This window comes from Streptomyces sp. NPDC038200, from assembly GCF_055600785.1.
This window is the reverse complement of the sequence record NZ_JBVJYH010000015.1, coordinates 155,316-168,246: the sequence shown is the minus strand read 5'-3', so window position 1 is coordinate 168,246 and position 12,931 is coordinate 155,316. Positions and strand designations below refer to the sequence as shown.

General features: G+C 71.5%; 10 protein-coding genes. 1 reads left to right on the top strand and 9 read right to left on the bottom strand.

The features are described from left to right. Window positions 1–12: 12 nt before the first annotated feature. From murG to rsmH, 9 genes are all read right to left on the bottom strand, one after another. Window positions 13–1,101: an undecaprenyldiphospho-muramoylpentapeptide beta-N-acetylglucosaminyltransferase gene (gene murG, locus ACZ7KF_RS27815; protein WP_471080523.1), complete on the bottom strand. Its 1,089-nt coding sequence runs from the start codon at window positions 1,099–1,101 to the stop codon at window positions 13–15. 6 nt (window positions 1,102–1,107) lie between these two features. After that, complete coding sequence (gene ftsW / locus ACZ7KF_RS27810) at window positions 1,108–2,469, bottom strand: putative lipid II flippase FtsW (RefSeq protein ID WP_471080521.1); 1,362 nt, start codon at window positions 2,467–2,469, stop codon at window positions 1,108–1,110. A 68-nt stretch (window positions 2,470–2,537) separates the two neighbouring features. Then, window positions 2,538–3,974, bottom strand: coding sequence for a UDP-N-acetylmuramoyl-L-alanine--D-glutamate ligase (gene murD, locus ACZ7KF_RS27805; protein ID WP_471080518.1), 1,437 nt, complete (start codon window positions 3,972–3,974; stop codon window positions 2,538–2,540). Beyond that, on the bottom strand, window positions 3,956–5,026 hold the full coding sequence (gene mraY / locus ACZ7KF_RS27800; RefSeq protein WP_225822606.1) for a phospho-N-acetylmuramoyl-pentapeptide-transferase: 1,071 nt from the start codon (window positions 5,024–5,026) through the stop codon (window positions 3,956–3,958). Before mraY ends, murD begins: the two co-directional genes overlap by 19 nt. After that, window positions 5,026–6,441, bottom strand: a complete 1,416-nt coding sequence (locus ACZ7KF_RS27795) for a UDP-N-acetylmuramoyl-tripeptide--D-alanyl-D-alanine ligase (protein ID WP_471080515.1) — start codon at window positions 6,439–6,441, stop codon at window positions 5,026–5,028. Before ACZ7KF_RS27795 ends, mraY begins: the two co-directional genes overlap by 1 nt. 4 nt (window positions 6,442–6,445) lie before the next feature. Continuing rightward, window positions 6,446–7,966: a UDP-N-acetylmuramoyl-L-alanyl-D-glutamate--2,6-diaminopimelate ligase gene (locus tag ACZ7KF_RS27790; protein ID WP_471080512.1), complete on the bottom strand. Its 1,521-nt coding sequence runs from the start codon at window positions 7,964–7,966 to the stop codon at window positions 6,446–6,448. Window positions 7,967–8,143: 177 nt separating this feature from the next. Further along, window positions 8,144–10,108: a peptidoglycan D,D-transpeptidase FtsI family protein gene (locus tag ACZ7KF_RS27785; protein ID WP_471080510.1), complete on the bottom strand. Its 1,965-nt coding sequence runs from the start codon at window positions 10,106–10,108 to the stop codon at window positions 8,144–8,146. A 5-nt stretch (window positions 10,109–10,113) separates the two neighbouring features. After that, the gene (ftsL, locus tag ACZ7KF_RS27780) at window positions 10,114–10,701 is read right to left on the bottom strand and encodes a cell division protein FtsL (RefSeq protein ID WP_471080507.1); all 588 of its coding nucleotides are present in this window, start codon (window positions 10,699–10,701) and stop codon (window positions 10,114–10,116) included. A gap of 67 nt (window positions 10,702–10,768) precedes the next feature. Then, window positions 10,769–11,725, bottom strand: coding sequence for a 16S rRNA (cytosine(1402)-N(4))-methyltransferase RsmH (gene rsmH / locus ACZ7KF_RS27775; RefSeq protein ID WP_471080504.1), 957 nt, complete (start codon window positions 11,723–11,725; stop codon window positions 10,769–10,771). Between the two features lie 357 nt (window positions 11,726–12,082). On the opposite strand from rsmH, the gene ACZ7KF_RS27770 reads away from it, so the two are divergent. Next, entirely contained in the window at window positions 12,083–12,694 is a 612-nt protein-coding gene (locus ACZ7KF_RS27770; protein WP_471080501.1) for a beta-class carbonic anhydrase, read from the top strand. Window positions 12,695–12,931: the final 237 nt, after the last annotated feature.

Genomic DNA, 12,931 nt, shown 5'->3' with positions numbered 1-12,931 from the left:
CGTCATACGGTCCTAACGGCGCGAGGCGATCGCCTCGTACACCATGCCGACGAGCAGCTCGTCGGCGTCCCGGCGGCCGAACTCGCTTGCCGAGCGGGACATCTCGTACAGCCGGTGCGGGTCGGCGAGCACGGGCAGCACGTTCTGCTGCACCCACTCGGGCGTGAGTTCCGCGTCGTCGACGAGGAGCCCGCCGCCGGCCTTGACCACCGGCTGGGCGTTGAGCCGCTGTTCGCCGTTGCCGATGGGCAGCGGAACGTACGCGGCCGGCAGCCCGACGGCGGAGAGTTCGGCGACGGTCATCGCGCCCGCGCGGCAGAGCATCATGTCGGCCGCGGCGTACGCGAGGTCCATCCGGTCCAGGTAACTTACCGGGATGTAGGGCGGCATTCCCGGCATCTGGTGCACCTGCGGCAGTTCGTTCTTCGGTCCGACCGCGTGCAGGATCTGGATTCCGGCCTGCTGGAGCCACGGGGCGACCTGCTGGACCACCTCGTTCAGCCGCCGGGCGCCCTGTGAGCCGCCGGAGACGAGCAGCGTGGGCAGGTTGGGGTCCAGACCGAAGCGGGCGCGGGCCTCCGGGCGGGCGGCGGCGCGGTCCAGCGTGGCGATGGAGCGGCGCAGCGGGATGCCGATGTAGCGGGCGTCGCGCAGCTTGCTGTCCGGGGTGGAGACGGCGACCCGGGCCGCGTACCGGGAGCCGATCTTGTTGGCCAGGCCCGGCCGGGCGTTGGCCTCGTGGATCACGATGGGCACCCCGAGGCGCTTGGCGGCCAGGTAGCCGGGCAGGGCGACATAGCCGCCGAAGCCGACCACGCAGTCGGCCTTGGTGCGCTCCAGGATCTGCTCGGCGGCCTTGATCGTGCCGCGCAGCCGGCCCGGGACGGTGATCAGCTCGGGCGTGGGCTTGCGGGGCAGGGGCACCGCCGGGATCAGCGCCAGCTCATAGCCGCGCTCCGGGACGAGCCGGGTCTCCAGACCGCGCTCCGTGCCCAGGGCCGTGATCCCCACGGTGGGGTCCTGCCTGCGCAGGGCGTCCGCGAGGGCGAGCGCGGGCTCGATGTGGCCGGCGGTCCCCCCACCGGCGAGTACGACATGCACCGAAATTCACCGCTCTCCGGACGAACGCGCCGCCGAGGCACGCCGTCTCATCGTGTTCCATCTCCGAGGCCCCCGCTCGGCACCGGAGCCTCCCGCCCGCTTTCTACCAAAGCGGGGTTGCCGCATCGCAAGCGCCGCCCGCGCAGCGGGCTCGTCGCGCGCGAAGGCGATCAGCAGCCCGATGGCGAACATGGTCGGCAGCAGGGCGGACCCTCCGTAGGAGAACAGCGGGAGAGGGACGCCGGCGATCGGCAGCAGGCCGAGCACCGCACCGATGTTGATCACCGCCTGGGCGGTGATCCAGGTGGTCACACCTCCCGCGGCATACCTCACGAAGGGGTCCTCCGTGCGTCCGGCCACGCGGATACCCGCATAGCCTAGAGCCGCGAACAGGGCGAGCACCGACAGCGTCCCCGCCAGGCCCAGTTCCTCGCCGGTGACGGCGAAGATGAAGTCCGTGTGGGCTTCCGGGAGTTGACCCCATTTTTCCACACTCGCGCCGAGGCCGGAGCCGAAGAGTCCGCCGGAGGCGAGGGCGTAGATGCCGTGCACGGCCTGCCAGCAGTCGGCGACCCCGGCCTTGGGCTCGGTGGCACCGATGCAGGCGAGCCGGGCCATCCGGTTGGGGCTGGTCTTGATCAGGAGCACCCCGATCAGGGAGGCGACCGACAGTACGCCGGCGAACAGCCGGGTCGGTGCCCCCGCGAGCCACAGCAGGCCGAACAGGACCGCTGTGAGAATGATCGCGGTGCCCATGTCGCCGCCGAGCATGATCAGCCCGAGCAGCAGGAAGGCGACCGGAACCAGCGGCACCAGCATGTGCTTCCACTGGGCCAGCAGTTTCCTCTCCTGTTTGCGGGCGATCAGGTCCGCGCCCCACAGCACCAGGGCGAGCTTGCCGAACTCGCTGGGCTGGATCTGGAAGGAGCCGCCGAGGGAGATCCAGTTCTGGTTGCCGTTGACCGCCATTCCTATCCCGGGCACCTGCACCAGGGCCATCAGGAAGACGGCACCGGCGAGGATCGGGTAGGCCAGGGCCCGGTGCAGTTTCACCGGCATGCGGGAGGCGGCGAACAGCAGTGCGCCGCCGATGAGCGCGGCGAGGAACTGCTTGCGGAAGAAGTACGACCCCGGCAGCGACAGCTGGAGCGCGGTGATCTGGGAGGCCGAGTAGACCATCACCAGGCCCAGCACGGTGATGAGCACGCTGCCGCCGACGATCAGGTAGTAGGCCGTCAGGGGCCGGTCCCAGGCCTTCCGCGCGCGCGTGTAGAGCCGCTGGACGGGGTTCTCGCGCGGGGGGCGGGAGACAGCGGGGCGCCGGGACGCCCGCTGTACGGGCGGTTTGCCGGTACGGCTACCGGGCATCGGCGCCTCCACTGAACGTCGACCGTCCCACGCGTCCCTCCCAAGATCCGCCCGGCGGGCGGCCGGGGTCAGGCGTCGAGTTCGCGGACCGCCGCCGCGAACGCGTCGCCGCGCTGGTTGTAGTTGGTGAACATGTCCATGGAAGCGCAGGCCGGGGCCAGCAGCACCGTGTCGCCGGGCCGAGCCAGCCGCTTCGCCTCCGTCACCGCCTGGAGCATCGCCCCAGTGTCGGTCCGGTCGAGGTCGACCACGGGTACTTCCGGCGCGTGTCGCGCGAGGGCCTCGCGGATCAGGGCACGATCGGCGCCGATCAGGACCGCGCCACGGAGCCGCTTCGCCGACTTGGCGACCAGTTCGTCGAAGACAGCGCCCTTCGCCAGACCGCCCGCAATCCATACGATCGGTTCATATGCCGCCAACGACGCTTCCGCGGCGTGGGTGTTGGTCGCCTTGGAGTCGTCGATGTACGCGACCCCGTCGATGTCCGCCACGTGCGCGATGCGGTGCGCGTCGGGGCGGAAGGCCCGCAGACCGTCGCGCACGGCGGTGGCGGGCACCCCGAAGGCACGCGCGAGGGCCGCCGCGGCGAGGGCGTTGGCGATGTTGTGCGGGGCCGGCGGGTTGACGTCGGAGACCTCGGCCAGCTCCTGGGCGTTCTTCTGCCGGTTCTCGACGAAGGCACGGTCGACCAGGATGCCGTCCACGACACCGAGTTGGGAGGGTCCGGGCGTGCCCAGGGTGAACCCGACGGCCCGGCAGCCCTCTTCCACGTCGGCCTCGCGCACCAGGTCCTCGGTGGCCTTGTCGGCGACGTTGTAGACGCAGGCGACCTTGTTGCCCTCGTAGATACGGCCCTTGTCGCGCGCGTACGCCTCCATGGAGCCGTGCCAGTCCAGGTGGTCCGGCGCGAGGTTGAGGACCGTCGCCGAGTGCGCCCGCAGGGAGGGCGCCCAGTGGAGCTGGTAGCTGGACAGCTCCACGGCGAGCACGTCGTACCGCTCCTCGCCGAGGACCGCGTCCAGCAGGGAGACGCCGATGTTGCCGACGGCGGCCGTGCGCAGGCCCGCGGCCCCCAGGATGGAGGCGAGCATCTGGACGGTCGTGGTCTTGCCGTTGGTGCCCGTGACGGCGAGCCAGGGGGCCGCGTCGGGCCCGCGCAGGCGCCAGGCCAGCTCCACGTCGCCCCAGACCGGCACGCCGGCCTTCCCGGCCGCCAGGAACAGCGGCTTGTCGGGCTTCCAGCCGGGCGCGGTGACGATCAGCTCGGTGCCCTCCGGCAGGGTGGCCCCGTCGCCCAGGCGCACGGTGATGCCGAGCGCCCGCAGTTCCGCGGCCTGTTCCCGCGCGCGTGCGTCGTCGCCGTCGTTGACGACCGTGACGACGGCCCCGCGCGCGTGCAGCACCTTCGCCGCCGGGACGCCGGAGACACCGAGCCCGGCGACGGTGACGTGCTTGCCCTGGAAGTCGAAGAGCTCCGAGGTGGAGGTCACTTGTCCGCTGCCCATCCCGCGTAGAAGAGGCCCAGTCCGACGATCACACAGATGCCCTGGATGATCCAGAACCGGACCACCACCAGGACCTCGGACCAGCCCTTGAGTTCGAAGTGGTGCTGGAGCGGTGCCATCCGGAAGACGCGCTTGCCGGTGAGCCGGAACGAGCCGACCTGGATGACGACCGACATGGTGATGAGGACGAACAGGCCGCCCATGATGGCCACCAGCAGCTCCGTGCGGGAGAGGATGGCCAGGCCCGTGAGGACGCCGCCGAGCGCCAGCGAGCCGGTGTCGCCCATGAAGATCTTCGCCGGCGAGGTGTTCCACCACAGGAAGCCGAGGCAGGCACCCATCAGCGCGGAGGCGACCACGGCGAGGTCCAGCGGGTCGCGCACCTCGTAGCAGGCGCCCGGGTTGGTCAGCGTGCCCGCGTTGGCGCAGGACTCCTGGAACTGCCAGACGCCGATGAACGTGTAGGCGCCGAAGACCAGCACCGAGGCGCCGGTGGCGAGGCCGTCCAGGCCGTCGGTGAGGTTCACGCCGTTCGACATCGCGAGGATCATGAACAGCGCCCAGACGACGAACAGCACGGGGCCGATCGACCAGCCGAAGTCGGTGATGAACGACAGCTTGGTGGAGGCCGGGGTGTTGCCCCGCGCGTCGGAGAACTGCAGCGAGAGCACGGCGAAGGCGATGCCGACGATCAGCTGGCCGGCCATCTTCGCCTTGGCCCGCAGACCCAGCGACCGCCGCTTGACGATCTTGATGTAGTCGTCGAGGAAGCCGACCAGGCCCATGCCGAACATCAGGCCGAGGACCAGCAGTCCGGAGTAGGTCGGCGCGTAACCGGTGATGAGCTTGCTCAGGAAGTACGCGGCGATCGTCGCCAGGATGAAGGCGATACCGCCCATGGTCGGCGTACCGCGCTTGCTGGCGTGCTCGCGCGGGCCGTCGTCACGGATGTACTGGCCGTAGCCCTTGCGGGCGAGCAGCTTGATCAGCAGCGGGGTGCCGATCAGCGTCAGGAAGAGGCCAATGACTCCTGAGAACAGGATCTGCTTCATCATCGGGCGGCGACCTCACCCTCGGCACCGGCCTCGATGAGCGCCTGGGCGACGCTTTCGAGCCCCACCGAACGGGACGCCTTCACGAGGACGACGTCCCCCGGGCGCAGCTCGCTGCGCAACAGGTCGATCGCCGCCTGTGCGTCGGACACGTGCACCGACTCCTCACCCCACGAACCCTCGTTATATGCGCCCAATTGCAGCCAGGAGGCCTCAATCCCCCCGACGGCGACGAGCTTGCTGACGTTGAGCCGGACGGCGAGCCGTCCGACGGCGTCGTGCTCGGCGAGCGCCTCGTCCCCCAGCTCGGCCATCTTGCCGAGCACCGCCCACGTGCGGCGCCCCTTGCCCATGGACGCGAGCGCCCGAAGGGCGGCCCGCATGGACTCGGGGTTGGCGTTGTAGGCGTCGTTGACGATGGTCACGCCGTCCGGGCGCTCGGTGACCTCCATGCGCCAGCGGGAGAGGGAGCCCGCCTCGGAGAGCGCGAGGGCGATCTCTTCCGCGGACATGCCCAGCTCATGGGCGACGGCGGCCGCGGCGAGCGCGTTCGACACGTGGTGCTCACCGTACAGGCGCATGGTCACATCGCTTGCACCGGAGGGTGTGTGAAGCCTGAAGGCGGGCTGTCCGCTGTCCGTGAGTCGCACGTTCTCGGCGCGTACGTCCGCTTCGGCCGACTCTCCGAAAAGGACCACCTTCGCCTGGGTACGGGAGGCCATGGCCCGGACCAACGGGTCGTCGGCGTTGAGGATCGCGGTGCCGCCGTCGGCCGCCGACGGCAGCGCCTCGACGAGTTCGCCCTTGGCCCGGGCGATCTGCTCCCGGCCGCCGAACTCGCCGATGTGGGCGGTGCCGACGTTGAGGACGAGGCCGATCCGCGGCGGGGTCAGCTCGGTGAGGTAGCGGATGTGCCCGATGCCGCGGGCGCCCATCTCCAGCACGAGGAACTTCGTCTCCTCGGTGGCGGACAGGGCGGTCAGCGGCAGCCCGATCTCGTTGTTGAGCGAGCCGGGCGTGAACACGGTCGGCGCCTTGCGCCGGAGCACCTGGGCGATGAGGTCCTTGGTGCTGGTCTTGCCGGCCGAGCCGGTCAGGGCGACGAGGGTCGCGCCGAGCCGGCGCACGACGTGCCGGGCGAGGGCACCGAGGGCGGTCTGGACGTCGTCCACCACGACGGCGGGGACGCCGACCGGCCGGGAGGCCAGGACGGCGACCGCGCCGGCCTCGGTCACCGCCCGGGCGTAGTCGTGGCCGTCCACGCGCTCGCCGACGAAGGCGGCGAACAGGCTGCCGGGCACCACCTCCCGGGAGTCCCGGACGACCGGTCCCGTGACCTGCACGGACGGATCCGGTATGTCGTGCGTCTGCCCGCCGACGACTGCTGCGATCTCGGCGAGGGAGAGGGCGATCACAAGTTCATCCCTGGGTCTTCTGGATAGCTTCGCGAAGCACCTGGCGGTCGTCGAAGGGACGGACCACGCCGGCGATGTCCTGGCCCTGCTCGTGACCCTTGCCCGCGACCAGCACGGTGTCGCCGGGGGCGGCCCGGCCCACGGCGGCGGCGACGGCGGCGGCCCGGTCCTCGAAGAGGAGCACCTCGCCGCGTTCGTGCGCGGGCACGGAGGCCGCGCCCTGGAGCATGGTCGCGAGGATCGCGAGGGGGTCCTCGGAGCGGGGGTTGTCTGAGGTGAGTACGGCCGTGTCGGCGAGCCGGGCCGCGGCGGCGCCCATCGGGGCGCGCTTGGTCTGGTCGCGGTCGCCGCCGCAGCCGAGGACGATGTGCAGGCGGCCCTTGGTGACCTTGCGCAGCGCCTTGAGCACCGACTCGACCGCGTCGGTCTTGTGGGCGTAGTCGACGACCGCGAGGTAGTCCTGCCCGGCGTCGACGCGCTCCAGACGGCCCGGGACGCCCGGTACGGCGGCGATGCCGTCGGCGGCGGCCTGCGGGTCGAGGCCGGCGGCGGCGAGGGCGACGACGGCGGCGAGGGTGTTCGCCACGTTGAACGGGCCCGGCAGCGGCGACTTGGCGTGGACGCGCTCGCCGTTCGGGCCGAGGACGGTGAACGTCGAGTCCATGGGGCCGATCTGGACGTCCTGGGCGCGCCAGTCGGCGTCGGGGTGGCCCTCGGCGGAGAAGGTGACGACCGGCACGGTCGCCTCCTCGGCGAGCCGGCGGCCGTACTCGTCGTCGGCGTTGACCACGCCGAGCCGGCTGCGTTCGGGGGTGAAGAGCTGTGCCTTGGCCCGGAAGTAGTCCTCCATGTCGGAGTGGAACTCCATGTGTTCCGGGCTGAGGTTGGTGAAGACGGCGATGTCGAAGACGCAGCCGTCGACCCGGCCGAGGACCAGGGCGTGGCTGGAGACCTCCATGGCGACCGCCTCGACGCCGCGTTCGCGCATGACGGCGAACAGGGCCTGCAGGTCGGTGGCCTCGGGGGTGGTGCGCTCGGACTTGATGCGCTCGTCGCCGATGCGCATCTCGACGGTGCCGATGAGGCCGGTGGCGCGCGCGGTCTTCAGGCCGCCCTCCACCAGGTAGGCGGTGGTGGTCTTGCCGGAGGTGCCGGTGATGCCGATCTGGAGCAGATCGCGGCCGGGGCGGCCGTAGATCGTCGCCGCCAGTTCGCCCATCCGCGCGCGCGGGTCGTCGACGACCAGGACGGGCAGGCCGGTCGCGGCGGCGCGCTCGGCGCCGCTCGGGTCGGTGAGCACGGCGACGGCGCCGAGGCCGGCGGCCTGGGTGACGAAGTCGGCGCCGTGCAGCCGGGCGCCCGGCAGGGCGGCGTACAGGTCGCCGGGGCGGACGGCGCGCGAGTCGTGGGTGATTCCCGTGACCTCGGCGGAGCCGGCCGGAGCGGCGGCACCCAGCTGATCGGCCAGTTCCGCGAGGGGTGCGGCGGAGACCTGAACCGGTCGCGGCGGTCCCGGATATGTCACGGAAGCGCCCTTCTGGGTGGTTTGGGACTGATCAGCGTGTGGCACGGCGGTGAGCGTACCGGGCGCACCCGCTCCGGAGCGAAGTGAGGGGTTCTCGGCCCCGTGGTTCCCGGCGCCGGGGGTGATCGTTGTCACGAGCTGGTTCCTGGTGTTTCCGTGCTGGTCAGGGGGAGCTGATCAGGGCTTGTAGTCGACGGGCAGGCTGGCGGCCTTCGCCCCGGTCGGCGGTACCTGGAGGGTCTTCAGGGCGAACTCCATCACCTGCTTGTAGATCGGACCGCAGATCTGGCCGCCGAAATAGCTGCCCGAGGTGGCGTTCTGGATGGCGCAGTAGACGGTGATCCGCGGTTTGTCGGCGGGGGCGAAGCCGGCGAACGACGAGGTGTAGCCGCGGTAGCGGCCGGTGGCCGGATCCACACGGTTGGCCGTGCCGGTCTTGCCCGCGACCCGGTACCCGGGGATGCGGGCCTTCACGCCGGTGCCCTGCTCGTCGTCGACGACGGACTCCAGCATCTGGGCGACGTTCTTGGCGGTCTTCGCGCTGACCACCCGGGTCTGCCGGGGCTTCGGCGCCGGGGTGAAGCGCCCGTCGGCGCCCTTGGTGCCGCGCACCAGGGTCGGCTCGACGCGGACGCCGCCGTTGGCGATGGTCGAGTACACGGAGGCGGCCTGCATGGCGTTGATGGAGAAGCCCTGGCCGAAAGGGATCGTGTACTGCTGCGAGGTGGACCACTTCTGCGGCGCCGCGAGGATGCCGGGGGTCTCGCCGGGGAAGCCGAGACCGGTGTAGCCGCCGATGCCGAACTTGCGCAGGTACGAGTAGAGGATCTTGTTGGCCTCGGGCTGGCTCTTGCCGAGTTCGCCGGTGGCCAGAATGGTGCCGATGTTGCTGGACTTGGCGAGCACGCCGTTGAGCGTGAGGTGCCAGGTGGCGTGGTCGATGTCGTCCTGGAAGAGCCGGTCGCCGCGGTGCAGCCGGTTGGGCACGACGACGTGGGTGAGCGGGGTCGCCACGTGCTGCTCCAGCACGGCCGCCATGGACATCACCTTGGCGGTGGAGCCGGGCTCGTAGGCGTCCTGGACGGCGGCGTTGCCCATCGCCTCGCCGTCCGCCTTCGACAGGTCGTTCGGGTCGAAGCCGGGCGAGTTCGCCATGGCCAGGATCTGGCCGGTGCGGGTGTCCTGGACGATGACGTAGCCGCGGTCCGCCTTGGACTTCTTCACCTGCTCGGTGATCGCGTTCTGGGCGGCCCACTGGATGTCCCGGTCGATGGTCAGCTCGACGTCGGCACCGGGGACGGCGGGCGTCTCGGTGGACCCGGCCGTGGGCACCTCCCGCCCGCCGGCCTGGGCGTAGCGGACCTTGCCCGCTTTCCCGGACAGCTGCTTGTCCAGCTTCTGCTCGACGCCGCCGCCGCCCCGGCCGTCGGCGTTGACCCAGCCCAGTATCCCGGCGGCCAGGTCGCCGTTGGGGTACACGCGCTGGCTGCTGGGGTCCGCGAAGACGCCGGCCAGCACGTTGGCGGTGGCGTGGTCCGTCTCGGCCTTGTGGGAGAGGGCGGTCTTCAGGTCCTTGATCTGCTTCCAGACCTGCGGGGTCTGCCGGGCGGCGAGCCGGGTGTAGCGGGAGTTCCTGTTCTCGGGCCGCAGCTTCTTGACGATCGCGGCCTGGTCCTGGCCGAGGATCGGGGCGAGCAGCGCGGCGGCCCGCTCCGGACCGTCGGCGATCTTCAGCTGCCGGGCGCCGAACATGGTCGGGTCGGCCGTGATGTCGTACGCGTCCTCGCTGACGGCGAGGGCGACACCGTTGCGGTCGGTGATCTCGCCGCGCTCCGCGGCCAGGGTGTGCACCACGTACCGGTCCTGCTCGGCGCGTGCCGTGTAGGAACTCGCGTCGACGGCCTGGACCTGGAGCAGCCGTACGACGAAGGCGAGCAGCACCAGGGTCAGGGCGAGGCCGACCAGGCGCAGCCGGGGCCGGGGGCTGCCGAGCCGGAGCGGGCGCGGGGGCATGGGCCGGGCCCCGCCGGGGCGCCGGACCGGCCGGGCGCCGGGGCCCGGCTGCCGCCGGACGGCGTTCCGCGGCCGGGGCGGCTTGGCGGGTCCGGGCACGCGGCGGCGCGGCGGTTCCCTGTCGGACACTTCCGTCACCTGCCGGGGGTCGGGGTGGAAAGGGACTGGGGGGCGGCGGGCGGCGCGGCTGCCGGGACGGAGGCCCCGGGGGCCGCCTGGGTCTGGGCCGGCGCGGCGGACGGCGCCACCGCGGGGGGCGCCGGGGCGGTGGGGGGCGCCGTGGGGGTGGGGGCGGCGGAGAGTCCGACGGCCGGGACCAGGGGCTCGGGGGCGAGCGGGCCGGAGAGGGTCGCGGCTTCGGGGGCGGCGCTGGGGACGCCCTTGACGGTGCCGTCGGGGTCGAGGAAGGCGGGGTCGCCGCCGGGGACCATGCCGAGTTCGCGGGCGCGGCGCTGGAGGGCGTCGGGGGACGAGTAGGCGTCGATGTCCCGTTGCAGGGCCTGCTCCTCGTCGGTGAGGTTCTTCGTCCGCTTCTGCAGGTCGGCGAGTTGGAAGGAGCCTTCGCTGAGCGCGGAGTTCAGCACCAGCAGCCCGATGAGGCCGCCGCCGAGAAGCACGACGACGAGCAGGACGAACGGGGTGCGGGCGGCTCGGGCGCGGCCGGCCGGGAAGATCCGCGCGAGTCGGGCGGCCCTTCCCTTCAGCGCGGGTTTCCTGCTCACTGCTCCCCCGGTGCGTGGGGGATGCCGCTCCCCCGGTGCGCGGGCGAAACCTTCCGACCCGTCTCGCTCACTCGACGTCCTCCCTGATGCGCTCGGCACCCCGCAGTCTGGCCGGAGCGGCGCGGCGGTTCTCGGCGATCTCTTCCTCGGTGGGAAGTTCGGCACCGCGGGTGAGCAGCTTGAGCCGCGGCTGGTAGCGCTCGGGCACGACGGGCAGTCCGGGCGGTGCGGTGGAGGTGGCTCCGGCCGCGAACACCTGCTTGACCAGCCGGTCTTCGAGCGAGTGGTACGACAGCACGGCGACGCGCCCGCCGACGTCCAGGGCCTTCACCGCGGCCGGGATCGCCCGCTCCAGGACGGACAGCTCACCGTTGACCTCGATGCGCAGCGCCTGGAAGGTGCGCTTGGCCGGGTTGCCGCCGGTGCGCTTGGCGGCCTGCGGCAGGGCGTCGCGGATGAGTTCCACGAGCCGCGCGCTGTTGTCGAACGGCTCCTTCTCGCGCTCCCGGACGATCGCGGCGACGATCCGCTTGGCCTGCTTCTCCTCGCCGTACGCGCGCAGGATGCGGACCAGTTCGCCGGCCGGGTAGGTGTTGAGGACCTCGGCCGCGCTGATGCCGGTCGTCTGGTCCATGCGCATGTCCAGGGGCGCGTCCTGGGCGTAGGCGAAGCCGCGGTCGGCCTCGTCGAGCTGCATGGAGGAGACCCCGAGGTCGAACAGCACGCCCTGCACGCGCGCGATGCGGAGCCGGCGCAGGACGTCGGGCAGCTCGTCGTACACGGCGTGCACGAGGGTGGCGCGGTCCCCGAACGGCGCCAGCCGCTCGCCGGACAGGCGCAGCGCCTCCTTGTCCCGGTCGAGGCCGATCAGCCGCGCGTCGGGGAACCGGGTCAGCAGCGCCTCGCTGTGCCCGCCGAGGCCCAGGGTGCAGTCGACGACCACCGCTCCCGGCTGCTGCAGGGCGGGCGCCAGCAGGTCCAGGCACCGCTGGAGCATCACCGGGACGTGTCGACTCTGGCTCAAAGGGGCCTCTCAGGATCCGGCGTGGGATACGCACCGCCGCGGGTCCCCGCCAGCTCGTGTAGGGGTGGCCTGCCGGCGCCGGAAGCGTCAGCCGACCGGGAGCGGAAGGAGGCCGAGCCGTACGTACGCGCCGCGCACGTGGGGAGACGGTCCGGGCGCATGCCGGGGTCTCCGGGGGTTTCACCAGCAGGGAGAGCCGCGCCTCCCGCTTCGCGCCACTTTAGTCCACCCTGTCTCGCGGTCAATCAACCGGCCTGCGCGTCGCGTACCCCGCGAGGAGCGGGGCGGTAATTCGAACGCATTCATCCGTCCGGCAGCGCTTTGCCCACCCTGTGGGTTAGCTCACAACAAGCCGCGATGACGTTCTTTGTCCCCTCTCACAGCAGGCCGGGACGTTGCGTGACCAGTAACGTCGTCGGTATGACGACTTCTGCAGCGGTACCCACTGGATCCGAAGACGCCATAACGACCGGCGGCTCTGTGACCGATCGTCTCGTCGAGGCCAACGGGCACTATGCCGAGGCCTTCACGGACCCCGGCATGGACGCCCGTCCCGTTCTGCACGTCGCCGTGGTCGCGTGCATGGACGCCCGCCTCGACCTGCACAAGGCCCTCGGCCTGCACCTCGGCGACTGTCACACCATCCGCAACGCGGGCGGTGTGGTCACCGACGACGTCATCCGGTCCCTGACCATCAGCCAGCGCAAGCTGGGCACGCGCAGCGTCGTGCTCATCCACCACACCGGCTGCGGCCTGGAGTCCCTCACGGAGGACTTCCGGAACGAGCTGGAGCTGGAGGTCGGGCAGCGTCCGGCGTGGGCGGTGGAGTCCTTCCGGGACGTGGACCAGGACGTGCGCCAGTCCATGCAGCGGGTGCGCACCTCGCCCTTCCTGCTGCACACCGACGACGTCCGCGGCTTCGTCTTCGACGTGCGCACCGGTCTGCTGCGCGAGGTCGACCCGGCCTGATCCACGAACCGGCCGTCCGCCCCGGAACGTGTCCCGCCGTCCGTATCGAAAGCGCGGTCGAAAAAGTCGTAAGACCGACATCCTGAGGGCAGTTGTCCACAGGCGAGTGACACGAATCGGTAACGGCAGCAAGAATGCGGGGTGCGGCATCACGCGGAACCTTTCCCGCGTGGTGTCCGTGTTTCGGGGTGGGCCGGTTTCGCAGCGAGAGCGTCGGCCCGGAATGTACGGGCCGAG

Bases quoted from the DNA above. Each gene is read 5' to 3' on its own strand.
- ftsW (WP_471080521.1), bottom strand. From the start codon at position 2,469: ATGCCCGGTAGCCGTACCGGCAAACCGCCCGTACAGCGGGCGTCCCGG.
- murD (WP_471080518.1), bottom strand. From the start codon at position 3,974: ATGGGCAGCGGACAAGTGACCTCCACCTCGGAGCTCTTCGACTTCCAG.
- mraY (WP_225822606.1), bottom strand. From the start codon at position 5,026: ATGAAGCAGATCCTGTTCTCAGGAGTCATTGGCCTCTTCCTGACGCTG.
- ACZ7KF_RS27770 (WP_471080501.1), top strand. From the start codon at position 12,083: ATGACGTTCTTTGTCCCCTCTCACAGCAGGCCGGGACGTTGCGTGACC.